The 22,894-nt window shown below is 64.2% G+C and carries 24 protein-coding genes; 13 read left to right on the forward strand and 11 right to left on the reverse strand.

The genetic code is table 11. The annotated features are described in order from the left end of the window. Positions 1–23: 23 nt before the first annotated feature. A complete protein-coding gene (locus ARC39_RS20260; protein WP_068117019.1) occupies positions 24–230 on the forward strand; it encodes a hypothetical protein in 207 nt (68 codons plus the stop codon). A gap of 3 nt (positions 231–233) precedes the next feature. Here the strand turns inward: ARC39_RS20260 and nqrM are convergent, their stop codons facing one another. Next, positions 234–467 carry a (Na+)-NQR maturation NqrM gene (nqrM, locus tag ARC39_RS20265; RefSeq protein WP_068117021.1) on the reverse strand — a complete coding sequence of 78 codons (234 nt, stop codon included), beginning with the start codon at positions 465–467 and terminating at the stop codon, positions 234–236. Between the two features lie 29 nt (positions 468–496). Then, positions 497–1,522 carry an FAD:protein FMN transferase gene (locus ARC39_RS20270; RefSeq protein WP_068117023.1) on the reverse strand — a complete coding sequence of 342 codons (1,026 nt, stop codon included), beginning with the start codon at positions 1,520–1,522 and terminating at the stop codon, positions 497–499. A 248-nt stretch (positions 1,523–1,770) separates the two neighbouring features. Between ARC39_RS20270 and ARC39_RS20275 the strand changes: the two genes are divergently transcribed. From ARC39_RS20275 to ARC39_RS20305, 7 genes are all read left to right on the forward strand, one after another. Beyond that, positions 1,771–3,120, forward strand: a complete 1,350-nt coding sequence (locus tag ARC39_RS20275) for a Na(+)-translocating NADH-quinone reductase subunit A (RefSeq protein ID WP_068117197.1) — start codon at positions 1,771–1,773, stop codon at positions 3,118–3,120. A gap of 3 nt (positions 3,121–3,123) precedes the next feature. Further along, positions 3,124–4,335, forward strand: coding sequence for an NADH:ubiquinone reductase (Na(+)-transporting) subunit B (locus ARC39_RS20280; protein WP_438273275.1), 1,212 nt, complete (start codon positions 3,124–3,126; stop codon positions 4,333–4,335). After that, the gene (locus tag ARC39_RS20285) at positions 4,328–5,137 is read left to right on the forward strand and encodes a Na(+)-translocating NADH-quinone reductase subunit C (RefSeq protein WP_068117025.1); all 810 of its coding nucleotides are present in this window, start codon (positions 4,328–4,330) and stop codon (positions 5,135–5,137) included. Before ARC39_RS20280 ends, ARC39_RS20285 begins: the two co-directional genes overlap by 8 nt. Continuing rightward, the gene (locus ARC39_RS20290; protein ID WP_068117026.1) at positions 5,138–5,791 is read left to right on the forward strand and encodes an NADH:ubiquinone reductase (Na(+)-transporting) subunit D; all 654 of its coding nucleotides are present in this window, start codon (positions 5,138–5,140) and stop codon (positions 5,789–5,791) included. Beyond that, positions 5,791–6,399 carry an NADH:ubiquinone reductase (Na(+)-transporting) subunit E gene (gene nqrE, locus ARC39_RS20295; protein ID WP_068117028.1) on the forward strand — a complete coding sequence of 203 codons (609 nt, stop codon included), beginning with the start codon at positions 5,791–5,793 and terminating at the stop codon, positions 6,397–6,399. Before ARC39_RS20290 ends, nqrE begins: the two co-directional genes overlap by 1 nt. 13 nt (positions 6,400–6,412) lie before the next feature. Further along, positions 6,413–7,636, forward strand: a complete 1,224-nt coding sequence (gene nqrF / locus ARC39_RS20300) for an NADH:ubiquinone reductase (Na(+)-transporting) subunit F (protein ID WP_068117029.1) — start codon at positions 6,413–6,415, stop codon at positions 7,634–7,636. A gap of 178 nt (positions 7,637–7,814) precedes the next feature. Continuing rightward, positions 7,815–8,336 (forward strand): CBS domain-containing protein, encoded by a 522-nt coding sequence (locus tag ARC39_RS20305; RefSeq protein WP_068117032.1) that lies wholly within the window; start codon positions 7,815–7,817, stop codon positions 8,334–8,336. Between the two features lie 43 nt (positions 8,337–8,379). On the opposite strand, the gene ARC39_RS20310 is transcribed toward ARC39_RS20305, so the two are convergent. The 9 genes from ARC39_RS20310 to ARC39_RS20350 all read right to left on the reverse strand — a co-directional run bounded on the left by ARC39_RS20310 (position 8,380) and on the right by ARC39_RS20350 (position 18,759). Further along, a complete protein-coding gene (locus ARC39_RS20310) occupies positions 8,380–9,492 on the reverse strand; it encodes an ABC transporter ATP-binding protein (RefSeq protein ID WP_068117035.1) in 1,113 nt (370 codons plus the stop codon). A 16-nt stretch (positions 9,493–9,508) separates the two neighbouring features. Further along, entirely contained in the window at positions 9,509–10,561 is a 1,053-nt protein-coding gene (locus ARC39_RS20315; protein WP_068117036.1) for a carbohydrate ABC transporter permease, read from the reverse strand. After that, positions 10,554–11,525 carry a carbohydrate ABC transporter permease gene (locus ARC39_RS20320; RefSeq protein ID WP_236545318.1) on the reverse strand — a complete coding sequence of 324 codons (972 nt, stop codon included), beginning with the start codon at positions 11,523–11,525 and terminating at the stop codon, positions 10,554–10,556. The genes ARC39_RS20315 and ARC39_RS20320 overlap by 8 nt, the downstream gene beginning before the upstream one ends. A gap of 61 nt (positions 11,526–11,586) precedes the next feature. Further along, positions 11,587–12,855 carry an ABC transporter substrate-binding protein gene (locus ARC39_RS20325; protein ID WP_068117037.1) on the reverse strand — a complete coding sequence of 423 codons (1,269 nt, stop codon included), beginning with the start codon at positions 12,853–12,855 and terminating at the stop codon, positions 11,587–11,589. A gap of 18 nt (positions 12,856–12,873) precedes the next feature. After that, the gene (locus ARC39_RS20330) at positions 12,874–13,950 is read right to left on the reverse strand and encodes a Gfo/Idh/MocA family protein (RefSeq protein ID WP_068117038.1); all 1,077 of its coding nucleotides are present in this window, start codon (positions 13,948–13,950) and stop codon (positions 12,874–12,876) included. Further along, positions 13,947–14,954: a Gfo/Idh/MocA family protein gene (locus ARC39_RS20335; RefSeq protein ID WP_236545319.1), complete on the reverse strand. Its 1,008-nt coding sequence runs from the start codon at positions 14,952–14,954 to the stop codon at positions 13,947–13,949. The genes ARC39_RS20330 and ARC39_RS20335 overlap by 4 nt, the downstream gene beginning before the upstream one ends. A gap of 27 nt (positions 14,955–14,981) precedes the next feature. Next, positions 14,982–16,013: a Gfo/Idh/MocA family protein gene (locus tag ARC39_RS20340; RefSeq protein WP_068117040.1), complete on the reverse strand. Its 1,032-nt coding sequence runs from the start codon at positions 16,011–16,013 to the stop codon at positions 14,982–14,984. Between the two features lie 118 nt (positions 16,014–16,131). Continuing rightward, a complete protein-coding gene (locus tag ARC39_RS20345) occupies positions 16,132–18,177 on the reverse strand; it encodes an oxidoreductase (RefSeq protein ID WP_068117041.1) in 2,046 nt (681 codons plus the stop codon). A 207-nt stretch (positions 18,178–18,384) separates the two neighbouring features. Continuing rightward, entirely contained in the window at positions 18,385–18,759 is a 375-nt protein-coding gene (locus tag ARC39_RS20350; protein WP_068117043.1) for a rhodanese-like domain-containing protein, read from the reverse strand. Between the two features lie 160 nt (positions 18,760–18,919). Here ARC39_RS20350 and ARC39_RS20355 point away from each other — a divergent pair, with 160 nt between their 5' ends. From ARC39_RS20355 to rplL, 5 genes are all read left to right on the forward strand, one after another. Continuing rightward, positions 18,920–20,158, forward strand: coding sequence for a lytic murein transglycosylase (locus tag ARC39_RS20355; protein ID WP_068117045.1), 1,239 nt, complete (start codon positions 18,920–18,922; stop codon positions 20,156–20,158). A 95-nt stretch (positions 20,159–20,253) separates the two neighbouring features. Beyond that, entirely contained in the window at positions 20,254–20,607 is a 354-nt protein-coding gene (locus ARC39_RS20360) for a hypothetical protein (RefSeq protein WP_068117047.1), read from the forward strand. Positions 20,608–20,662: 55 nt separating this feature from the next. After that, positions 20,663–21,361: a L,D-transpeptidase gene (locus ARC39_RS20365; RefSeq protein ID WP_068117048.1), complete on the forward strand. Its 699-nt coding sequence runs from the start codon at positions 20,663–20,665 to the stop codon at positions 21,359–21,361. A gap of 374 nt (positions 21,362–21,735) precedes the next feature. After that, the gene (gene rplJ / locus ARC39_RS20370) at positions 21,736–22,254 is read left to right on the forward strand and encodes a 50S ribosomal protein L10 (protein WP_068117050.1); all 519 of its coding nucleotides are present in this window, start codon (positions 21,736–21,738) and stop codon (positions 22,252–22,254) included. A gap of 66 nt (positions 22,255–22,320) precedes the next feature. Further along, a complete protein-coding gene (gene rplL / locus ARC39_RS20375) occupies positions 22,321–22,701 on the forward strand; it encodes a 50S ribosomal protein L7/L12 (RefSeq protein ID WP_068117052.1) in 381 nt (126 codons plus the stop codon). Positions 22,702–22,894 lie beyond the last annotated feature (193 nt).

Here is a 22,894-nt window from a genome sequence, read left to right on the forward strand (position 1 = left end):
GCCCAAGTGTGTCATCGGGGCGTATGAGCCCGCTGTCCGCACTTGTTGAAACCCAGTCGCTCACACCGGTAACGGCGACCGCATTGCTGTTGGTGATGGTGTTCGCCGGGCGGGGCTTCCGGCAGAACTGGAAGGCACAGGGGCAGCACTGGCAGCTCAAGGCCTGGGCCTATGGCCTGCCCGCCCTGCTGGCATTCGCAGCGCTTGCCTTCCTGCCATTCAAGATGTGAACGCTACATGTCCTCGACGATCTTTCGTGCCCGCGGGCAGCCCTTGAGCCTGTCGCGAAGCGGGCTGTCAGGGTCGATATCCTTCTGACACACAACGCATTTGTCGGCGCCTGCAATGGCGTTCAACCCACCGCAACTGCCCTTGATTCGCATCTTCTGCCCCACCAGGATCACCCCGATGGACATCGCCGCAACGATCGCAGCAAGCAGGACGAAGGCGAAGGCAAAGGTGGCCATGGCAATCCTCTCAGGTGGTGCGGATCAACCTAATCGTCGCCGCGACGCTTTTCAAATGCTGGGCTCGCCTGCTTCACGTAATCCTCCCCGGCGCCAGCCTCGGCACGGGAGATGAAGTAGACCGCGAGGTCATTGGCTTCGGCAACGGCCATGCCCTCCTCCGCGCCAAGAACCATCATCGCGGTCGCCAGCGCGTCGGCCATCATGCCGCTCTCGGCAAGCACCGTGACCGAAGTGGTGCGATGGGTGACGGGCCGGCCCGTGGTCGGATCGATGATGTGCGAATACCGGATCCCGTCCTGCTCGAAAAAGTTGCGGTAGTCGCCCGACGTCGCCATGCCTAGGTCGGACACAGGCAACACCATCTCGATACTCTGCGCGCCGGCATCGGGTGTCTCGACCCCGATCTTCCACGGAGCGCCCTCCTCGTTCAGGCCAGCCGCAACAAGGTCGCCGCCGATCTCCACGAGGTAGTTCTCGATCCCGAACCCGCGCAGCGTTTCGGCGACCGCGTCATTGCCATAGCCCTTGGCAATTGCGGACAGGTTCACCGAAACCGCCGGGTCGGCCTTGGCCAGCGTCTCGCCGTCGAGCGTGACCAGTTCGGCCTGACCCACGTGCTCCAGCGCGGCGGCGATTTCGGCCTCCGACGGAACGGGATCGCCGGGTTTCTTGGCGCCGAAGCCCCAGAGTTCGATCAACGGGAAGAGCGTCACGTCGAACTTGCCCAGGGAAAGGGCATGCACCTCGTTCGCCGCGGCCATTACGTGCGCGAACTCGGGCGAAATCGCATAGGGCGCAGGGCCCGGATCCGCATTGAACAGCGAAACCTCCGACGCCTCGTCCCAGTTCGACATGGAGGCATTCACCGCCGCCAGCGCCTCGTTCACGGCCGTGGCCAGCGCCTCCTCCGTGACATCTCCGGGCACATCAACGGCCGTGATGTTGTAGGTCGTCCCCATCGTCTCGCCGGACAGCCGGTAGGTTTCCCCCGTATCCTCCCCGAAACAGCCGGAAAGCAGGACAGCAACAGGGAGAAGAAAAAGCGCGCGCATGGATGATTTTCCGCATTTGAACCGGTCGCAAGGGGGTCTGCACCTTTGAAAAGGCTCTGTCAACGCGCAGAAACCGCCGCATGTGGCATTCCGAACCCGCCGACTTTTGTTGCGCTGCGGCGGCAGCCTCTCTATGAGATACAAAACCCGCCTGACTCTGCTTACCGTCACAGGCCGATCCGGTTCTCGGCCCGGGCCCGATGGTGGCAGATCGAAGCAAGATCGGAACGGACAGCGCAGCGACACAGATGCCAGACTTCACCTGCAAAAAGGGCCTGGACCTGCCAATCAGCGGAGCACCAGCACAAGAGATTCACGACGGACCGCCGATTTCATCGGTCGCCGTCATCGGGGACGACACCCTCGGCCTGAAACCACGGATGCTGGTGGCCGAAGGCGACGCCGTCCGGAAGGGCACGCCCCTGTTCGAGCACAAGGACACGCCTGGCGTGGTCTTCACCGCCCCGGCCAGTGGCCGCGTGCGGGCGATCAACCGAGGCGCAAGGCGGGTGCTGCAAAGCGTCGTCATCGACATCGACGACGTGGCCGATCAGGGTGAGGATTTCGGTACGCTCGGCGATGCCGGCGACACCGACGCCATCATCGACAAACTGTGCCGGTCTGGCCTCTGGGCCTCGTTCCGCGCCCGTCCCTATTCCCGCATTCCCGACCCGTCGAGCCGCCCGGCGGCCCTCTACGTAACCGCAATGGACAGCGAGCCCCTCGCGGCGGACGCCGCGGTGGTGATCGGCGACGCGCCCGAGGCCTTCGCAGCCGGTCTTGCCGCAGTGGCACAACTCTCGGACGGCAAGACCTGGCTCTGCCACGCGACTGGCGCCAGTATCCCCGGCGGCGACATCGCCGGGGTCGAGGTCGCCACCTTCTCCGGCCCCCACCCCGCAGGGCTTCCGGGCACGCATGTGCATTTCCTGGAACCACCGACGGCGCAAAAAACCGTCTGGACCATTTCCTACCAGGACGTGATCGCCATCGGCCGGCTGATGACCACCGGATTTCTCGACAACTCCCGGGTGATCGCGCTCGCTGGGCCACGTGCAGCCAACCCGCGGCTGATCCGCACGGTTCTGGGTGCCAGCCTGGCCAATCTGACCGACGGCGAGGTCACAGGCGACGACCCGGTTCGCGTCATCTCAGGCTCCGTCCTGTCAGGCCGCATGTCGGACGGCGGACCGTTTGGCTTCCTTGGCCGTTATGCCCGCGCCGTCACGCTCATTTCCGAGGACAGGACGCAGACCTTCATGGGCTGGATCGCGCCGCGCCGCGACCAGTTCGGCTTCCTGCCGGTGCTGGCCTCGGCCTTGAACCGGACGACGAAATTCCCGATGGGGTCCAACCTGCACGGCGGCCGCCGCGCCATGGTGCCGATTGGGATCTTCGAGGAGCTGATGCCGCAGGATTTCCTGCCGACCCAGCTCCTACGCGCGTTGCTGGTGATGGACACGGACAGCGCTCAGAGCCTCGGCGCGCTGGAACTGGACGAGGAAGACCTCGCACTCTGCACCTTCGCCTGCCCCGCCAAGTATGAATACGGACAAGCGTTGCGCGACAGCCTGACCAAGATCGAGAGGGAGGGCTAAACGATGAAGATGCTTCGCGGAGTCTTCGACAAGATCGAGCCGAATTTCGAAAAGGGCGGGAAGTACGAGAAGTACTTCGCGCTCTACGAAGCGGTCGAGTCCTTTTTCTATTCGCCCAAGACGGTGTCCACCGTCGCGCCGCATGCACGGTCCTACACCGACATGAAGCGCATCATGATCTATGTGTTCCTCGCTACGATGCCCTGCCTGTTCTTCGGCATGTGGAACACCGGGCACGGCGCCAACGTGGCGCTCGCCGCGCTCGGAGAGGAGGCGCACACCGGCTGGCGGATCGGCCTCATGCAATGGCTGGGCTTCGGGTTGAACCCCGACAACATCCTGTCCAGCATGTTCCACGGCTTCCTGTGGTTCCTGCCGATCTACGTGGTCACGATGGTCGTGGGCCTGTTCTGGGAGATCCTCTTCGCCGTTATCCGCGGCCACGAGGTCAACGAAGGGTTCTTCGTCACCTCGATCCTCTATGTCCTGATCGTACCGGCCTCCACGCCGCTCTGGCAGGTTGCGCTTGGCATCTCCTTCGGGGTGGTGATCGGCAAGGAGGTCTTCGGCGGCACCGGCAAGAATTTCCTCAACCCGGCGCTTGTGGCACGGGCATTCCTCTATTTCGCCTACCCGGCGCAGATGTCCGGCGATTCTGTCTGGACCCCGGTCGACGGGTTCTCCGGCGCAACCGCGCTCGGCATTACGGCAGCCAATGGCGTGGAAGGTCTGGCGGAGTACGATATCTCGTTCTGGTCCGCCTTCTGGGGCAACATGCAAGGCTCCTTCGGTGAAACCTCGGTCGTCATGTGCATGATCGGCCTTGCGTTCCTGCTCGTGACCAAAATCGCCAACTGGCGGCTGGTCGCGGGCTGTGTCGCGGGTACCGTGGTGTTCGCGACGCTTCTGAACATCATCGGATCGGACACCAATCCCATGTTCTCCATGCCCTTCTGGTGGCACATGGTGCTGGGCGGCTGGGCGTTCGGGCTGGCATTCATGGTCACGGAGCCGGTGACGGCCTCCCACACCAACGTCGGCCGCTTCTGGTACGGCGCGCTGATCGGCTTCATGGTCGTGATGATCCGCGTCATCAACCCCGCCTTCCCCGAAGGCATGATGCTCGCCATCCTGTTCGCAAATATATTCGCCCCGCTGATCGACTGGTTCGTCGTGCGGGCCAACATCTCGCGGAGGGCAAAGCGCAATGCCTGAGCCAGACGACACCCAGGGCTTCCTCGCCCGCTGGAAGGCGCTGCCGGTGGATTCGGTGCCGAAGACGATCTTCGTCGCCGCCGCGCTCTGCCTGTTCTGCTCCATGGTCGTGGCTTTTGCCGCGGTGAACTTGCGGCCGACCCAGGAAGCCAACAAGCTCAAGGACAAGCAGCTGAACATCCTGCAGGTGGCAGGTCTCTACGAGGAAGGGATCGATATCCCCGAAGCCTTCGCCGCCTTCGAGCCGCAGGTGGTGAACCTCGAGACCGGCACCTTCACCGAAGAGGTGGATGCCGCCAACTTCGATGACCGCGCCGCCGCCTCCGATCCGGGCCTGAGCCGGCCTCTCGACGACGACCCTGCAGGCATCGGCCGGCAAAGCCGGTTCAAGACAGTCTACCTGCTCCGCGACGACGCCGGCGATCTGGACAAGATCATCCTGCCGATCCACGGTTACGGACTTTGGTCCACGCTCTACGGCTTCATTGCGCTGGAATCGAACGGCAACGACATCTTCGGCCTCCAGTTCTACGAGCACGCCGAAACACCGGGCCTCGGTGCCGAGGTCGACAACCCGCGCTGGAAGGCCATGTGGCCGGGCAAGGCGCTGCGCGACGAGAACGGCGAGCTGAAAATCACCGTCGCCAAGGGCGTACCGTCGTCGGGTATGGAGCAATTCCACGTCGACGCCCTTGCGGGCGCCACCCTGACCTCGGTCGGCGTCGACAATCTCGTACGTTTCTGGATGGGCGAAAACGGCTTCGCCCCCTTCCTCGAAAACCTTAAGGCGGGAGACGTGTAAATGGCGCAAACCCGGCGCACCTATCTCGTCGACCCGCTGGTCGACAACAACCCGATCACCCTGCAGGTGCTGGGCATCTGTTCGGCGCTCGCCGTGACCTCGTCGCTGCAGGTCTCCTTCGTGATGGCGCTGGCCGTGACCTTCGTGACCGCCTTCGCCTCGATGTTCATCTCGATGCTCAGGAACCACATTCCCGGCTCGATCCGGATCATCGTGCAGATGGTCATCATCGCGTCGCTCGTGATCCTGGTGGACCAGATCCTGAAGGCCTATCTCTTCGAGATATCGAAGACCCTCTCGGTCTTCGTGGGCCTGATCATCACGAACTGCATCGTCATGGGCCGCGCCGAAGCCTTCGCCATGAAGAACCCGCCGATCGATAGCTTCATCGACGGCGTCGGCAACGGGCTTGGCTACGGGCTCATCCTGATGCTGGTTGGTTTCGTGCGTGAGCTTTTCGGCTCCGGCACGCTCTTCGGCATTACCGTCCTGCCCACAGTCAACAACGGCGGCTGGTACGTCCCGAACGGTATGCTGCTGCTGCCCCCCTCGGCCTTCTTCATCATCGGGCTGATCATCTGGGCCTTCCGCACGTGGAAGCCGGAACAGGTGGAGGAACGCGAGTTCCGCATCCAGGAAGCGGAGGCGCACTGATGGAAGGGCTGCTGTCCCTCGCCGTGAAGGCGATTTTCGTCGAGAACCTCGCGCTCTCCTTCTTCCTCGGAATGTGTACCTTCATCGCCGTTTCCAAGAAGATCGCGACGGCCATCGGCCTCGGTATCTCGGTCATGGTCGTCCAGACGATCACCGTGCCGGCCAACAACCTGATCCTGAACGGGCTGTTGAAACCCGGCGCGCTCGAATGGGCGGGCTTCGGAGACGTGGACCTGACCTTCCTCGGCCTCATCTCCTATATCGGTGTGATCGCCGCCATGGTGCAGATCCTGGAAATGGTGCTCGATAAGTACTTTCCGCCGCTCTACAACGCGCTCGGCATCTTCCTGCCGCTCATCACCGTGAACTGTGCCATCCTGGGTGGCTCGCTCTTCATGGTGGAGCGCGACTACACCTTCCCCGAGTCGGTGACGTACGGCCTCTCGTCCGGCTTCGGCTGGGCGCTGGCGATCACCGCCATGGCAGGTGTGCGCGAGAAGCTGAAGTACTCCGACATCCCTGACGGGCTTCAGGGCCTCGGCATCACCTTCATCACCGCCGGGCTGATGGCGATGGGCTTCATGTCCTTCTCCGGCGTGAAACTCTGAGGGAGGCGCAGAAATGACCACTTTCGTTCTGGGCGTCGCCCTCTTCACCCTGATCGTTCTGGCGCTCGTGACGATCATCATGTTCGCCCGCTCCAAGCTGGTTTCCACCGGCGATGTGGCGATCACGATCAACGGCGAGAAGACGATCCACGTCCCCGCCGGCGGCAAGCTCTTGCAGACCTTGGCCGCCGAAAAGCTCTTCGTACCCTCCGCCTGCGGCGGTGGCGGCACTTGCGCCCAATGCCGGGTCCGCGTGCATTCCGGCGGCGGCTCCATCCTGCCCACGGAGGAAAGCCACATCACCAAGCGCGAAGCCGCGGCCGGTGACCGGCTCTCGTGCCAGGTGGCGGTGAAGCAGGATATGGAAGTCGAGGTTCCCGAAGAGGTCTTCGGCGTCAAGAAATGGGAGTGCACGGTGCGCTCCAACGAGAACGTCGCCACCTTCATCAAGGCGCTGATCCTCGATCTGCCGGAAGGCGAGGACGTGAATTTCCGCGCCGGCGGCTATATCCAGATCGAAGCGCCGGAACACGAGCTCAAGTACACCGAATTCGACATCGAGGAGGAGTACCGGGAGGACTGGGACAAGTTCAACCTCTGGCAGTACGAGTCGGTGGTCGGTGAGCCCGTGGAACGCGCCTACTCCATGGCGAACTACCCCGACGAGAAGGGCATGATCATGCTCAACGTCCGCGTTGCCTCGCCGCCGCCGGGCACGCAGGGCATCCCGCCGGGCAAGATGTCGTCCTACATCTTCAACCTCAAGCCCGGCGACAAGGTCACGATTTCCGGCCCGTTCGGCGAGTTCTTCGCCCGCGAAACCGACAAGGAAATGGTCTTCATCGGCGGTGGCGCCGGCATGGCGCCCATGCGCTCCCACATCTTCGACCAGCTCAAGCGGCTGAAGAACAAGGACCGCAAAATCACCTTCTGGTACGGCGCCCGTTCCAAGCGCGAAATGTTCTTTGTCGAAGACTTCGACGAACTCGCCAAGGAATTCCCGAATTTCACCTGGCATGTGGCCCTGTCGGACGCGATGCCTGAGGACGATTGGAAGGGCTTCACCGGCTTCATCCACAACGTTCTTTATGAGGAGTACCTCAAGGACCACCCTGCCCCCGAGGATTGCGAATATTACATGTGCGGTCCGCCCATCATGAACTCCTCGGTGATCAACATGCTGCTGGAGCTAGGGGTCGACCGGGAAGACATCATGCTCGACGACTTCGGCGGATGAGCGAACAGGACCGGGCCGGAACGAACGTTCCGGCCTGTTTCATTTACCGGCAACGGCCGCGGCAGAATGCTCCGAGGCGAATTTGTTCTGTGGATTCCGCAAGCAACGGGTCTAGACTTCCCGCAGGCACCGGATTCGACGCCTCCCGCGAAACGTAGCCAGAGACAAGAGAAGACAGATGGTATCGAAGAACAAGAAACCGCATTTCGGCCATGAGAGCATGCATACCCACAGCCAGTCCATCGAAGCGGCTGTGATCGAGCAGTCGAAGGCCACCGCCGAGAACATCCTCGCCAACAAGGGGCACGATGTCGTCGCGGTCCGCCCGACCGACTCGATCCACAAGGTGACCGAGGTGATGAAGGAGCACGGGATCGGCTCGGTGCTGGTGAAGGATCAGAACGGGCACATGGCGGGCATCCTGACCGAACGCGACATCGTGCGCGGCTTCGCCGACGAGCCGGACAACACCTTCGACGAGACCGCCGCCGACCTGATGACAACGGACGTCGTGACCGCGACGCCGGAAACACCTGTTCTGGAACTCCTCCACCGCATGAGCGAAGGCCGCTTCCGCCACATCCCCGTGATCGATGGCGAACATATCGCCGGGATGATCTCCATCGGCGACGTCGTGAAATTCCGGCTGCAGGAACTGGAATACGAAGCGCTGAAGCTCAAGCAAATGATCGTCGGCTGAACCGCGTCTCAGCTCTACATTTTAAAGACGGTACGCGCCGGTCTCAGACCTGGCGGAGAGACTGACCGTTCGTGGAATCGAATAGATGAGCGACCTGAGGGTCGTGGTCCAGGTACACGTCCGTGCCTATCTGAAGGTCGGTCTGCCCCGGTCTGTGCAGGGTTACCTGGTCGCCGGTCGGCGTCGCCGCGTAAATGTAGGAATCGCCGCCAAGTTGCTCGATGCTGCGCACCGTTGCGTGCAGGCCAGAGCCCTCCCCGGCTGCCGGGAAAAGGTGGTTCGGCCGGATGCCCAGCGTCACGGCGGAGCCCTCGCGAAGCGAGAACCCCTCCTCCGGCAGGCGCACCGCCTCCCCATTCTCGAGCCGCAGCCGCCCGCCTTCGACCGAACCGGACAGGAAATTCATCCGCGGCGACCCAATGAACCCGGCCACGAAAAGGTTTGCCGGCCGATTGTAGAGTTCAAGCGGCGCGCCGGTCTGCTCCACACGGCCATCCCGCAGCACAACGATCTTGTCGGCCATGGTCATCGCCTCGACCTGATCGTGCGTGACGTAGATCATCGTGTTTCCCAACCGGCCATGCAGCCGCGATATCTCACCCCGCATTTCCACGCGCAACTCGGCGTCCAGGTTGGACAATGGCTCGTCGAAAAGGAAGATCCGCGGCTCCCGTACCACCGCCCGCCCGATGGCCACCCGCTGACGCTGCCCGCCCGACAAGTCCTTTGGGCGCCGGTCCAGTAGCCCGTCGATCTGCAACATCGCGGCAACCTCGTCCACTTTCGTTGCGATCTCGGCCCGGGGGGTGCGCAGGTTTTCCAGCCCGAACGACAGGTTCTGCCGCACGGTCATATGCGGGTAGAGCGCGTAGGATTGAAACACCATTGCCAGGCCACGTTCGGCCGCCGGAATATCGTTGACCACCTCGTCGCCGATCCGGACCTCGCCCGCGGAAATGTCCTCCAGCCCCGAGATCATCCGCAGGAGCGTGGACTTGCCGCACCCGGACGGCCCGACGAAGACGCAGAACTCCCCCTGCTCCACGTGCAGATCGACACCGCGGATCACCTCGGCACCGCCGAAGGACTTTTTCACGCCCCGCAACTCCAGCCGCGCACGGCGCGATGTGTCCACGGGTTTCTGCTCGCCTGCCATCGACATCGCTCCTCGCTCACTTCCCGCCCGTCGAGGCGATCCCGGTGGCGATGTATTTCTGCAGGAACGCAAACACCAGCGCCACCGGCAGAAGCGTCAGCACCGTCATCGCCAACAGGCTGCTCCACTGGGTGTGCATTTCGCCCTGGAACGAGTTCAGCGCGAGTTGCAGCGTGTAGTTCTCGCTCCGCGACAATGCGATCAGCGGCCAGAGGAAATCGTTCCAGCGCCACATGATCGAAAGGATCGCCAGCACCGCGATTGCCGGCGCCGACAGCGGCAGGATGATCCGCCAGAAGATCTTCCACTCGCTCGCCTTGTCCATGCGCGCCGCATCGAGGATCTCGTCGGGGATCGTCAGCATGTACTGGCGCAGCAGGAAGACGCCTGTCGGCGTTGCCGCGCCGGGGATGATCACCCCCCAGAGGCTGTCGAGCATGCCGAACTCCCGCGTCACCATGAAAAGCGGCACCAGCACCACCGACTGCGGCACCATCAGCACCCCGATCACCAGCGCCATCACCACCGCGCGGCCACGGAACTGGTACTTGGAGAGCGCGAAAGCCGCCATGGAGTTGACCAGCAACGTGATCGCCGTGGCAACAAGCGTGATGAAGGTGGAGTTCCAGAAATAGCGCATGAAATCGAAGCGCTCGAACAGATCGCGGTAGTTCTCCGTGGCCAACCGCACACGTTCCACCGGCACCCGCTCGCCCCGGGCGATCTTGATCACCTCGCCCGGTGCGTCCGGGCGCACGACCTGCGCCGTCAGCCCGATCCGCCGCACCTGCGCCACCACCTCGCCCTCCAGATCGCCCCCCGTGACCCGGAAGAGCGGCAACGGTTTGTCGTATCCGTCCAGCGACACGGTCTGCTGGGCATAGGGCAGGAACCGCGGCGGGAAACGGTCGAGTTCCGCATCCGTCTTGAAGGAAGAAAAGACCAGCCAGATCACCGGCCCGAACATCAGGAAGATTCCGAGAACGAGGTAGCCGTAGGTCAGCCAGTCGGTCCAGTGCAGCCGGCCGCGACCGCGCGTGCGGGTGAGGAAGCGGCCGGCACTACCCATTGGACGACCTTCGCGTGATCCAGAGTTGCACGCCAGTCAGCACCACCAGCAGGAGCGCCAGCAGCAGCGATGCCGCCGCCGCCGGGCCGAAGAGCCGGGGTGCGCCTGCAAACCCGGTCTCGTAGATATACTGGATAATGAGCGTGGTCGCCGAGCCCGGCCCCCCACCGGAGAAGGCATAGACCTCGTCGAAGGTCTGCACCCCCTTGATGAGCGCCAACACGAGGACGACCAGCATCGTCGGCATCAGGAGCGGCAGGGTGATCCGTCGGAAGGTGCGCCAGGGGTTCGCGGCATCCATCACGGCGGCCTCGTAGACATCGCGCGGAATCGCCTGAAGTCCGGCCAGCAGGATCAGCGTGTAGAACCCCATATGGGCCCAGACCGACAGGAAGACCGACCAGAAAAAGGCCCAATGCCGGTCGAGCATCCAGACGACGCTCTCCAGCCCCACCGCCTCCAGCCCGGCATTCAGGATACCGTTGCGTTGCAGCACCCATTTCCAGATCAGCGCCACGACAACCGGCGAGAGCAGGACCGGAAAGAAGAACACCGCCCGGAAGAAACCGCGCGCCCGGATCTTCCGGTTCAGCACCAGCGCGGTGAGCAGAGACAGGCCCACCATGAACCCGACCTGAAGCACGATGAACCAGGCGGTATTGTGGACGGACCGCCAGAACAGATCCCGCACGCAGGTGTTCGGGTCCAGGTAATTGTCGCAGTCGAGGAGTTGCACGAAATTCTCGGTGCCAACGAAACTGCGCTCCATCAGCAGGATCTTGTCGGTACCGGTAAAGGCATAGGCGAAGTTCAGGAGGATTGGCAGGAAAGCAAAGGTGCCGAACAGCAGCAGGTTCGGCAGGAGGAACACCCACGCCAGCCGCGTAATCCCGAACCGCCGCTGCAGGAACTGCATCGGCAGGTCGATGAGGTTCATCAGGGGTGAGATCAGTCGCAGCAGCATGGGGCCTTCCGGGATCGGGCGCGAAGCAACCTTCGCGCCCGGCGCGCTTGAATTGGCGGCGCTATTCGCCGGCTTCGTCCAACGCTTGCGCCAGATCCTCCTTCGCGCGTTCCATCGCCTCCTCGACGGTCAACTCGCCCACGATGGCCTGGGTAATCCGCGTGGCAGAGATGTTGAACATCGCGCGGTTCAGTTTGTAGCCCTGATAAGCGAAGGCGATGGGCGAGACTTTCGGCAATTGCGACGCATAGGCATTGAGCGCAGCCCCGGCGGCCGGAGAAGCGCTCTCGTAGGTCATGCCCTCAGTGATGACAACGCCATGCGCGGGGATGTTGAGCGATTTTCCGGCAAGCTCGGCGTAGTTGTCTTTCTGCGCCAGGAAGTCGATCAACTTGGCAACGATCTCCGGATGCTCGGTGTCCTTGAAGCCGACAATACCGGCGCCGCCCGGCATGCCGGAGCAGGCGGCCGGACCGCAGGGCGAGCTGACAACGGCCCAGTCGAACGCGTCGCCGATAGAGCTGTCCATTCGCTGAACGTTCCAGCTCCCCGAATAGTAGAAGACCAGCTCGCCGTTGATGAATTCCTGCGCCGCGTCCTGGTAGGTGGTGCCGCCCGTGGCGCCCCAGACGTCGCGTGCCATGGTGCCATCGGCGTTCCAGTCGACGAATTTCTGCGCGAAGGTCTGGAAGCCCTCGTCCACGAGGATCGGCGTGCCATCCTCCGCAAAGAGCTGCGCGCCGTAGGAAATCGCCGGGCCGGCGATCCGGTGCCCGGAGCGGTCGATGGCCATTGCAAAGGGCGTTTCGGTGGCCTCTGCCACCGCGCGCGCGGCCTCCGCCCAGTCGTCCCATGTCGCGTCTTCGCCCGGCACCTCGACGCCCGCCTGTTCGAACAGGGTGGTGTTGATGTAGGGCCCGGTGATCGTAAGCTGCGAGTGCAGCCCGTAGACGCCCGAATCCTCCGGCCCGCTGCGGTACCAGTTCAGGATCGGACCGAAGCTCTCCTCCCAATAGGCCGTGTCAACGTGCGGTGCGAGATCCAGATAATACTGGCTCAGCCCGCCGAGGTCCGTCACCTTTGCCATGTCCGGCCCCGTGCCGGCGGCAAGTTGCACCGGCAGGTTCTCCAGGATCGCCTTGTAAGGCACCTTGTCGATTACGACGGTCACACCCTCGTTCTCGGCCTCGAACCGGTCGATGATTTCGCCGGCCGCTTCGCATTCGTTGCCGTCGGAATAGCACATGAAGCGGATTTCCTGCGCCATGGCCGCCGAACCAGCCACCAGCAATCCCGCGGCCATTCCGAAAATCCCCTGTTTCAAAGTCATTGGTCCTTCCTCCCTTTTTCAGACCGGTTCGGCCGAATGCCTTTCCGGCACCCAACCAGCATACAACGGGTGGTCCTGCCGCAGCGGCATTCGCACCGACCGCCCCGTTCGTGCCGCGTGATAGATTGCCGCGACCAGTTCCACGGACCGCCGACCGTCCTGTGGCGTCACCGCCCGAGTGCCGCCATTTTCGATCCGATCCGCCAGCGCCGCGAAGAACCCGGCAAAACGGCTGGGCGACGGCCCCACCGAGGCCAACACGCGATCGACCGCGGGCTGGTCCGCAGGATCTCGCGCAGTGAAGCGCCACGGCACCGACATCGGCGCGTAGGGCTCGGCCCCGCTCTCGGCGGTGACCCCTTCCCAGCAGAGGCGCAGGCGGCTCGTGTCCGTTGCCGCGCCCAGCGTCACCGAAGAGGTCGCCAGCGCGCCGCTCTCGAAACGCAGCAGAATGGCCGCACAATCCTCCGTCTCGATCCTGTTCACGCGGGTGGCGACCTGGGCCTGCACCTCCGCGACTGGGCCGAGCAGCGTTCCCAACAGGTCGTGGTTGTGGATCGCGTGGCCTAGTACCGCGCCACCGTTCTCGCCGTCCCACGTGCCGCGCCAGCGCGTGTCGTAGTAGGATGCACCGCGATTCCAATGCGTCTCGACACTGGCCGCATAGGCGCTTCCAAGCAGGCCGGCTCCGCGCAGCGCCTCGATCTGTTCCATCGCCGGGCCGTAGCGATACTGGAATACCGGCGCGAGCACCCTGCCCGACTGCTCGGCACAGGCAATCAGCGCGTCGGCCTCGGCCAGCGACGGTGCCATGGGTTTTTCGCAAACCACGTGTTTGTCAGCGTTCAAGGCCTCCATGGCGGCGGCGACATGCAGATGCGGTGGCAGGCAGATATCCACCAGATCCACCCCGGGATCGGCCAGTGCCTCCGCAAGATCCCGGCCGACGGGAAGACCGAATGGTGCGGCAATCTCCTCTGCCCGCGCCAGGTTCAGATCACAGATTCGGCGGACGTCGAACCGTTCCGGCAATGCCCGGTAGCCGTCGAGATGCTCCCGCCCGATCCCCGCCCCTATGATCGCGACGCCGATCACGGGCGCGGGATCCCCTCGGCCATGCGCTGCGCCTCGAGCGCCAGTTCCATGACGCGGAAGCAATGTTCCTGGCGCATGGCGGTCTCGGTCCGGTCCCGGATATCGGCCATCAGCCGCCCGAAATATGGCAACCCGGCATCTGCGCAGTCGACCTTCTCGCAGCGCGTGCCATTGACGAGAAACAGGTGATCGGTGCCCGGCGCGCCGGCCACATCCACGTATTTCCGCAACTCGATATAGCCCTCGGTCCCGAGGATCGTCAGCCGCCCGTCGCCCCAGTTCGGAAGCGCATCCGGCGTGTACCAGTCGACGCGGATATAGCCGTGCCCCTGTGAACTCCGCAGCGCGATCTCGCCGAAGTCCTGTAGCCCGGGCGTTTCGGCATTCGCGAAATTGCCGATGCTCGCCATCGTCACCTCCGCATCGGTGGACCCGGTGAAGTGGAGAAACTGGTCGATCTGGTGCGAAGCGATGTCGCAAAGGATCCCGCCATAGGCCTCGCGGTCGAAAAACCAGTCCGGCCGCGTCGCCTTGTTGAGCCGGTGCGGGCCAAGCCCCACCGTCTGCACCACGCGGCCGATCTCCCCGGCCGCCACCAGCGCCTCTGCCCGCGTCACGCTCGGCACCTCGAAGCGTTCGGAAAAGTTGACGGACCAGATGCGCCCCGTCGCCGCCTGGCAACTCTTGATCTGGCCAAGTTGTTCGAGCGTTGTGCACCCCGGCTTGTCGGTCATCACGTCCTTGCCGGCCTCCATCGCCTCCACCGCCAACGCGGCGCGGCGGTCAGGCCGGTCGGCGATCAGGAAAAGGTCGATCTCCCTGTCCGCCAACAGCGCCCGGCGATCCGCCGCCCGCGGGACGTCCGGAAACCGCTTGCGAAATCCTTCCAGCGGCTCCGGGTCGCCATCGTTCCACCAACCGGCAAAGCTGGCCCCCGCATCCACCATATTCTTCGCCATTCCGAAGATATGCCGGTGCTCAATCCCGAGAGCGGCGAATTTCATCGTTTTTTCCATGGATTACGAAACCTTTCAAAGGTCCACGGCCTGCCCCTCGCGGGACGACCGCACCAGCGCGTCGATCAACCGGTGAACCGTCAGCGCCTCGCGGCCCGTCACCAGCGGGGCACGCCCGGTCTTGAGCGCATCGGCAAAATCCTCGATCACGCCCTGATGCCAGGCATGGGTAAATGCCATCGGGTCGGCTCCCCCGCCGGTACCGGCGGCCGGTGCACCGATGGTTTCACGGCGACCATCCTGCCAGTCGAGCGTCACAATGCCGGATTCCAGCCGGAGGCTGCCCGCCTCCCCATGCAGCACGATGTACTCCGCGCTGCCCGGGTAACTCGCCGTGGACGCAACGAGTGACCCCACAGCGCCACTGGCAAACTCCATCCCGGCGCTCACGAAATCCTCCGACTCCATGCGGTGCAACCCGGTGGTGCGCGCCATCGCCTGCACGCGACGCACTGGCCCGGTGAGCGAAAGCATCAGGTCGAGCGTGTGGATCGCCTGCGAAATCAGCACGCCGCCGCCATCGCGCGCATAGGTTCCACGCCCCGGTTCGTCGTAATAGGCCTGCGGCCGCCACCAGGGCACGGCAACCTCGACCAGCGCGATCCGGCCAAGGGCGCCCTCTGCGACAAGCGCCGCCGCCCGTTGCGACGCCTCCCGGCACCGATGCTGGAACACGACGCCAAGCGGCACGCCGGCGGCTTCGCACAGCGTGACGATCTCCTCCGCGGCCACGCTGTCGCGCTCTACCGGCTTCTCCATCAGGATCGGCTTGCCAGCCCGTGTCAGGGTCTGCACGATCTCCATTCGTGCATTCGGAGGGGTGCAGAGCAACACGAAGTCCACCGCGTCGTCCCCGGCGATCTGTGCCACGTCCTGGTAGACCAGCGGTGCTGCACCGCAAATCGGCGCCACGTCTTCTGCGAAACCGGCCGCGCGTTCCGGATGCGCCGCCAGGACACCGCGCAAGGACACCTCGCCGTCGGTCGCGGCCAAGGCCTCGACATGGGTTCGGGCCACCATCCCAACGCCAATGAGGGCAACCTGCATTCTATCCTCCCGCGAAGCCGAACCGCCGCCAGCGACTGACCGAACAGTAATCACGTCGCGGCACGCTTGGCCAGAGTGCCCACGGGGGAAGCTCCGGATGCCGGCACGTGGCGCGGCCTCAGATGTCCTTCACCAGCCGGAGGGCGTCGTAGATCGCGGCGTGCGTGTTGCGCGGCGATACCGCGTCGCCAATGCGATAGAGCCGGAACGCACCGTCTTGGTTGCGCACCAACGTCTGCGGACGTCCGTGCAGAAGCGCGTTGTAATCCACCTCGCCGAGGTTCAGGGAGGCTGGCCGCAGTGCGTGGTACAATTCGTCGAGCGGCCGGGTGCCGTAATTGACGACCACCTGATCCACCTCAATATTGCTGCGGAACGCACTGTAATCCGTGCCGATTGTCGCTTTCAGCCGGTTCCCGGACGGCGCGACCGCCAGCAGCCGCCGCGCGACGGTCAGCGTGACCGCCTTGTCCTGAAGCGCCCGCATGTAGGGCACGAGATTCATCCCCATGACATCGGGGGCAATGGTCCTGTGGGGCGTCATGACTTCCACCACCGATCCGGCCATTGCGGCAAGTTCGGCCGCCTGAAGGCCCGGATGATCGCCGGCCTCGTCGTAGACGAGCACCGTATTTGCCGGTTTCACATCGCCCGACAGCAGGTCCCACGCGCTTGTCAGCAGCGCGTTCTCGCCATTGGTCTCGAAGAGTTCCACGTTCGGAAGACCACCGGATGCGACAATCACGATGTCCGCCGTTTCCGACATTACATCATCGACTTCCGCCCATGTATTGAAGTGGAACGTCACGTCTCCTGCAGCGCATTGCGCCATGCGCCAGTCGATGATCGACATCATCTCGCGCCGCCGCTCAGAGCGCGCCGCGAGCCGCAGCTGGCCGCCCGGCTGATCGGCCGCCTCGAAGACCACAACCTCGTGTCCGCGTGCCGCCGCCACCCGGGCAGCCTCCAGCCCACCCGGCCCCGCGCCGACGACGACAACCTTGCGCCGCTCCTCCGCTGGTGGAATATCCTGCGGCATCGTCTGCTCCCGCCCGCTTGCCGCATTGTGCATGCAGAGCGCCTCGCCGCCCTGGTAGATCCTGTCGAGGCAGTAATTGGCGCCGACGCAGGGGCGGATATCCTCTTCCCGGCCAGCCATGATCTTTCGCACGATGTGCGGATCGGCGATATGGGCGCGCGTCATTCCAACCATGTCCAGCAACCCGGCCGACACCGCGTGGCGCGCGGTGGCCACATCCGGGATCTTCGCCGCATGGAATGTCGGCAGGCCCGTCGCTGCGCGGATCGTCCCGGCGAAATCCATGTGCGGCGCATTGCGCATCCCCTGCACCGGGATCACGTCGGTCAGCGCCGGATCGGTATGGATGCGGCCGCGAATGACATTCAGGAAGTCGACCTTGCCCGTTGCCTTCAGACGCTCGGCCATCGCCAGACCCATTTCCGGGTCGATGCCGCCGCCGCAATTCTCGTCGGCCGTGAACCGCACGCCGAGAACGAAGTCATCCCCAACGCGTTCTCGAATAGCATCAATAACTTCCAGCCCAAACCGCATGCGGCTTTCCAAGGTCTGCGGCCCATAGGGACCATCCAGCGTATTGGTCAGCGGCGACCAGAAATTGTCGATCAGGTGCCCGTAGGCCTCCAGCTCGATCCCGTCCATCCCCCCGGCCTTCATCCGCTCCGCCGCATCGGCGAAGTCGCCGACGATCCGGGCGATATCCCAATCCTCCAGAACCTTCGGAAAGAACCCGTGCGCCGGTTCGTAATGCGGCCCCGGCGCGACGGATGGAAGCCAGTCACCCTTCGACCAACCGGTGCGCCGGCCGAGATGGGTGAGTTGGATCATCGCCGCGCACCCGTGCTCGTGCAATGCATCGGTGAGCCTCCGGATCCATGGCACGACCTCGTCGCGGTAAGCCAGGATGTTGCCGAAAGCCGGCGGGCTGTCACGAGAGACGACGGCCGAGCCCGCCGTCATCGCCAGGGCGACGCCGCCTTTCGCGCGCTCGGCGTGATAGGCGATGTAGCGCGCCTTCGGCATGCCATCTTCGGTGTAGGCCGGCTCGTGACTCGTGGTCATGAGCCGGTTGCGCAGTGTCAGGTGCTTCAGGCGGTAGGTTTGCAGCAGTGGGTCGGTGTGCATCGACGGCTCCGTTGGGACGCGCGTCCATCATGGCGCGCCGCCCGCGACACCGACAGCCCGGATGCGACACCGAATTGTCCCTCAGGGACACGTGATCCACTCATTGCAAAAGAAACGCCGTCGCCCGCGCGCGTCCTCTCAGCACCCGGTGCAGGCCCGGGCAGACCGCCCGGACCCGCTCATGAAATGTTACCCTTGCAAAGGGGCCTAGCCTTCAGTCGGGCCGCCCGCCGTCTTCCAGTCGTTGAAGCCGCCGACGTTGGAGACGTTCTTGTAGCCCATGTCGACCAGCGTTTTCCCGGTGAGCGCCGCCTGACCACCGGCGCCGCAGACGATGACGATGTCGGCATCGTAATTGAGACGCGTCTCGTGGAACGGCGTGTTCGGGTCGGCGGCGAATTCGATCATGCCACGCGGGATGCGCACCGCCCCCGCAATGGTGCCCGAGTTGGCGATATCGCTCGAATCCCGCACGTCGAGGAACACCGATCCGCCGTCCTTGTGCTTTGCGATACCGTCCTCGGCCGTGATACGCGGCACCACGGCGTCGGCTTCCTCCAGAAATTCCTTCGCGCCCTTCATGTCCTGTCCTTTCGCTGTTTCCCTTCCCTTATCTGGCGCAACGCACCGCCCGGTCAACGACGCTTTCGGCGTAACTGCGCCGACCGGGCCGGAGTGCTTTGCGCGCTGGCGAGCCTCGGGTATTGAGGGGCAACAACGGCAAACCGGGCAGGACAGAACCATGCAGACAACCAGACGCACCGTCACGGCAGGGCTTCTCGCCACCGCTCTGACCGCCTGCAGTGGCGGAGGCGGCAGCGGCACCTCCTCCACGCAAGTCACCCGCGCGCGCGCCGTCCCGAACCCGGCGTTCGACGCCTGGGTCGCGGCGTTCAAGCCCCGTGCCGCCGCGAGCGGCATTTCGCAGGCCACGCTCGACCGGGCGTTCCGCAACGTCGGGTACCTTCCGGAGGTGATCGAGAAGGACCGCAACCAGACCGAATTCAAGCGAAGCCTCGAAGACTATCTGGCAATTGCGGCGTCCGACGAGCGCGTGCGCCTCGGCAAGTCCGCGCTGCGGCAACACGGGTCGACCCTCGCCGCCATCGAGCAACGCTACGGCGTCGAACGGCAGATCGTCACCGCCATCTGGGGGTTGGAAAGCAAATACGGCGCGCGGCGCGGCGACATTCCCGTGATCTCCGCGCTCTCCACGCTCGCCTACGATGGCCGGCGCGGCGCGTTCATGGAAAAGCAACTCATCGCGGCGCTGCGGATCCTGCAAAACGGCGACATCACGCCGGATCGGATGACCGGGAGCTGGGCCGGGGCGATGGGCCACACGCAGTTCATTCCCACATCCTACCAGGCTTTCGCGGTGGATTTCACCGGCGACGGACGGCGCGACATCTGGTCCGACAATCCCGCCGACGCACTGGCCTCCACCGCCGCTTACCTGCAGCGAAACGGCTGGCGCACCGGCCAGCCCTGGGGCATGGAAGTGCGCTTGCCGGCAGGGTTCAACACCGGTCTGGCCGGGCGTGGAAACGCCCGGAGCGCGGCAAGCTGGGCCTCCATGGGCGTGACAGATACCGGCGGGCGGCCAGTGCCAAACCATGGTTCGGCCGCCATCCTGATCCCACAGGGGGCAAGCGGGCCAGCCTTCGTCACCTATCGCAATTTCAACGTCATACTGCGCTACAATAATGCCGAGAGCTACGGGCTCGGCGTCGGGCACCTGTCCGACCGCATCCTCGGCAAACCGCCGATCCAGGCCGGGTTTCCGCCGGACGCGCAGGGCATGACCATCGACGACCGCAAGGAGCTTCAGCAGCGCCTCACCGCGGCAGGCTTCGACACGCAGGGCGCCGACGGCGTGATCGGTTCCAATACCGAGGCCGCCATTGCCGGCTACCAGCGCAGCCGCGGCCTGCCGGTGACGGGGCAACCGTCCATGGCGCTCCTGCAATCCCTGCGCTGAGCCGAACGTCGCCGCTGCCCGCGATCACGGCAAATTGCACAAGCGCGCCCTGACCGGGTCTCGACCGGCAGCACCGCCTCTGGCAAGGATCGCCTATGCGCCACATGCACAACATCGTGATCCTGCTGCTCATCGTCTGCGTGCTCCCTTGGGGTGCGCATGCCGGCAGTCGCGTCGCGTCCATCGAAGCGCAGTTGAACGCCATCCGCACCGAAATGTCCGCCGAAAGCGACGCCGCCGGGGCGATTGCAACTGTGTCGCCCGACACGTTGAAACACTGCCGCAAGGCAACGCTGCCCGGTTCGTATTGTGGCATGGACATCGGCCTGCCCGCCGCACGACCGCTCACGGTGGCGCCACCACGCAGCGTCGGGCCGCGCCCTGAACGCGGCCGCGCCGGTAACGGATCGGATCCGCCCGGCCATCTCGACCCGCCTCGTGCACTTTGATCGCCCCGGCGCAATGCGCCCCGTCGATTGATGCGCACCGAAAAGGATTCCTCCCATGATCACCCGCCGCAATTTCCTCGCCGTTGGCAGCGCGGCCGCCCTGACGGCCTGCTCCCAGCCCGCGCCCGATACAGTCTCCCGACAGCCCGTTCCGGTGGAGCCAATCCCGCCGCTTCCGCCTATCTATGGCGCTGTCACCGACGAACCCTATCCGGTACCTGCGGTGCCCGAGGGTGTCGTCCCACAACGCCTTTGGCGGCAAACGGTGGACAACCCGCTCCCGCAGGAGGCGCCGGGAACGATCATCGTGGACCCCGACGAGGGCTACCTCTACCTGGTGCAGGCCGACGGCAAAGCGCTGCGCTACGGAGCCGGCACGGGTGCGGCCGCCTTCTCCTGGAGCGGGGTGGCAAGGCTGCAATACAGCCGCAAATGGCCGCGCTGGAAGGTGCCGGAGTCAATGGCCGAACGGCGCCCGGAACTCGCCGCCTACACCGTCGAAAACGGCGGCATGGACCCCGGCCCGGGAAACCCGCTGGGCGCACGCGCGCTCTACCTGTTCCAGAACGGCGAGGACACGCTCTACCGCATCCACGGCGGCTGCGAGCCGGAGCATCTTGGCAAGGCGGTCTCCTCGGGCTGCGTCCGGTTGCTCGATCAGGATGCCATCGACCTCTTCGACCGCGCCGAACAGGGGGCGAAGGTGTGGGTGTTGCCTTCGCTGAAGCCGCCACAGCTGGGGGCGCTCTATTGAACGACGCCCGGAGGGCGCAATCGGACGGTTGGCGTCGGGCGGTTGGGGCGGGTGCGGCTCGCGAGTTGCTGCGTCGAGCGTCTGACCTCACCGCTCTGTTACTAGTGACGGGTTTGACCTTGGCAACCTTTCGGTTTGCGAATATGTAACCTTCTCGCAGTTCAGCGTGCGATTCGTCGTGCGCTGTTTTGCGTTTCGTCCAAGACGGTGGGTGGCATCCTTGCCTTAATCTCCTGCCTGAGACGGGATACGACAAGATTGGCCGAGGGTGTCCTCGGGCGTATTGGCGCAGCCCCGTATACGGACCTGAACGCCGGAGCAATCCGGCAAACATGAGCCGGGGGGTGCAAGCCTCCCATACTTGGAGTGAAACTGTGGATAGAGCCCAGAAAGAGAAAGTGGTCGAGGAACTCGGCCAGATCTTCGAAAGCTCTGGCGTCGTGGTGGTTGCCCGCTACGAAGGTCTCACGGTTGCAGAGATGCAGGATCTTCGCGCTCGCGCCCGCGGTGCCGAAGCCTCCGTTCGCGTTGCCAAGAACAGGCTCGCCAAGATCGCCCTTGATGGACAGCCCTGCGAAAGCATCGGCGAGTATCTGACGGGCATGACCGTTCTCACCTTCTCGGAAGACCCCGTGGCCGCGGCCAAGGTTGCCGAGGACTTTGCCAAGGAGAACCAAAAGTTCGAAATCCTTGGCGGGGCCATGGGAGAGAACGCCCTGGACCGTGCTGGTGTCACGGCCGTGTCGAAAATGCCGTCGCGCGAGGAGCTCATTGCTTCCATCGTCGGCTGCATCGGCGCGCCTGCATCCAACATTGCCGGGGCCATTGGCGCACCTGCTTCGAACATCGCGAGCATTCTCAGCACCATCGAGGAGCGCGGCGAGGCCGCCTGATCGCGAGACCTTCGTGGGGTTGCATTCCTCGCGTTGGAACACATCTAGGAAAACGGAAAGCACAAAATGGCTGATCTGAAGAAACTTGCTGAAGAGATCGTGGGTCTGACCCTGCTCGAAGCCCAGGAACTGAAAACCATCCTCAAGGACGAGTACGGCATCGAGCCCGCCGCTGGCGGCGCGGTGATGATGGCCGGTCCGGCCGGCGACGCCGGTGGCGCTGCCGAGGAAGAGAAGACCGAATTCGACGTGATCCTCAAAGCCGCTGGCGACAAGAAGATCAACGTCATCAAGGAAGTCCGCGCCATCACCGGCCTCGGACTGAAAGAAGCCAAGGAACTGGTCGAAGCCGGCGGCAAAGCCGTCAAGGAAGGCGTCGACAAGGCCGAGGCCGAAGAGATCAAGGGCAAGCTGGAAGCAGCTGGCGCCGAAGTCGAGCTCAAGTAATCCGAGCCTCGATACGAGGAATGTAGGCTGGAGCCGGTCGCGAACCGGCTCCAGCCGAACCTGTCTTGGAAAGGGCTAATGTCCGAGCCCTTTCCAAGGCGCGGTTCAAACGGTTCGGGAGCTGCCTTTGGGACGGCGGCGGGAATGGAACCTGACCCCCTTCATTCGTGAGCGGCGTGCAGCCGGGGCCCGA

This window comes from Tropicimonas marinistellae (assembly GCF_001509585.1).
GTDB lineage: Bacteria > Pseudomonadota > Alphaproteobacteria > Rhodobacterales > Rhodobacteraceae > Tropicimonas > Tropicimonas marinistellae.

What these genes read in the sequence shown, in the direction of transcription:
- ARC39_RS20260 (WP_068117019.1), top strand. Translation starts at nt 24, where the DNA reads ATGAGCCCGCTGTCCGCACTTGTTGAAACCCAGTCGCTCACACCGGTA.
- nqrM (WP_068117021.1), bottom strand. Translation starts at nt 467, where the DNA reads ATGGCCACCTTTGCCTTCGCCTTCGTCCTGCTTGCTGCGATCGTTGCG.
- ARC39_RS20270 (WP_068117023.1), bottom strand. Translation starts at nt 1,522, where the DNA reads ATGCGCGCGCTTTTTCTTCTCCCTGTTGCTGTCCTGCTTTCCGGCTGT.
- ARC39_RS20275 (WP_068117197.1), top strand. Translation starts at nt 1,771, where the DNA reads ATGCCAGACTTCACCTGCAAAAAGGGCCTGGACCTGCCAATCAGCGGA.
- ARC39_RS20280 (WP_438273275.1), top strand. Translation starts at nt 3,124, where the DNA reads ATGAAGATGCTTCGCGGAGTCTTCGACAAGATCGAGCCGAATTTCGAA.
- ARC39_RS20285 (WP_068117025.1), top strand. Translation starts at nt 4,328, where the DNA reads ATGCCTGAGCCAGACGACACCCAGGGCTTCCTCGCCCGCTGGAAGGCG.
- ARC39_RS20290 (WP_068117026.1), top strand. Translation starts at nt 5,138, where the DNA reads ATGGCGCAAACCCGGCGCACCTATCTCGTCGACCCGCTGGTCGACAAC.
- nqrE (WP_068117028.1), top strand. Translation starts at nt 5,791, where the DNA reads ATGGAAGGGCTGCTGTCCCTCGCCGTGAAGGCGATTTTCGTCGAGAAC.
- nqrF (WP_068117029.1), top strand. Translation starts at nt 6,413, where the DNA reads ATGACCACTTTCGTTCTGGGCGTCGCCCTCTTCACCCTGATCGTTCTG.
- ARC39_RS20305 (WP_068117032.1), top strand. Translation starts at nt 7,815, where the DNA reads ATGGTATCGAAGAACAAGAAACCGCATTTCGGCCATGAGAGCATGCAT.
- ARC39_RS20310 (WP_068117035.1), bottom strand. Translation starts at nt 9,492, where the DNA reads ATGGCAGGCGAGCAGAAACCCGTGGACACATCGCGCCGTGCGCGGCTG.
- ARC39_RS20315 (WP_068117036.1), bottom strand. Translation starts at nt 10,561, where the DNA reads ATGGGTAGTGCCGGCCGCTTCCTCACCCGCACGCGCGGTCGCGGCCGG.
- ARC39_RS20320 (WP_236545318.1), bottom strand. Translation starts at nt 11,525, where the DNA reads ATGCTGCTGCGACTGATCTCACCCCTGATGAACCTCATCGACCTGCCG.
- ARC39_RS20325 (WP_068117037.1), bottom strand. Translation starts at nt 12,855, where the DNA reads ATGACTTTGAAACAGGGGATTTTCGGAATGGCCGCGGGATTGCTGGTG.
- ARC39_RS20335 (WP_236545319.1), bottom strand. Translation starts at nt 14,954, where the DNA reads ATGAAATTCGCCGCTCTCGGGATTGAGCACCGGCATATCTTCGGAATG.
- ARC39_RS20340 (WP_068117040.1), bottom strand. Translation starts at nt 16,013, where the DNA reads ATGCAGGTTGCCCTCATTGGCGTTGGGATGGTGGCCCGAACCCATGTC.
- ARC39_RS20345 (WP_068117041.1), bottom strand. Translation starts at nt 18,177, where the DNA reads ATGCACACCGACCCACTGCTGCAAACCTACCGCCTGAAGCACCTGACA.
- ARC39_RS20350 (WP_068117043.1), bottom strand. Translation starts at nt 18,759, where the DNA reads ATGAAGGGCGCGAAGGAATTTCTGGAGGAAGCCGACGCCGTGGTGCCG.
- ARC39_RS20355 (WP_068117045.1), top strand. Translation starts at nt 18,920, where the DNA reads ATGCAGACAACCAGACGCACCGTCACGGCAGGGCTTCTCGCCACCGCT.
- ARC39_RS20360 (WP_068117047.1), top strand. Translation starts at nt 20,254, where the DNA reads ATGCGCCACATGCACAACATCGTGATCCTGCTGCTCATCGTCTGCGTG.
- ARC39_RS20365 (WP_068117048.1), top strand. Translation starts at nt 20,663, where the DNA reads ATGATCACCCGCCGCAATTTCCTCGCCGTTGGCAGCGCGGCCGCCCTG.
- rplL (WP_068117052.1), top strand. Translation starts at nt 22,321, where the DNA reads ATGGCTGATCTGAAGAAACTTGCTGAAGAGATCGTGGGTCTGACCCTG.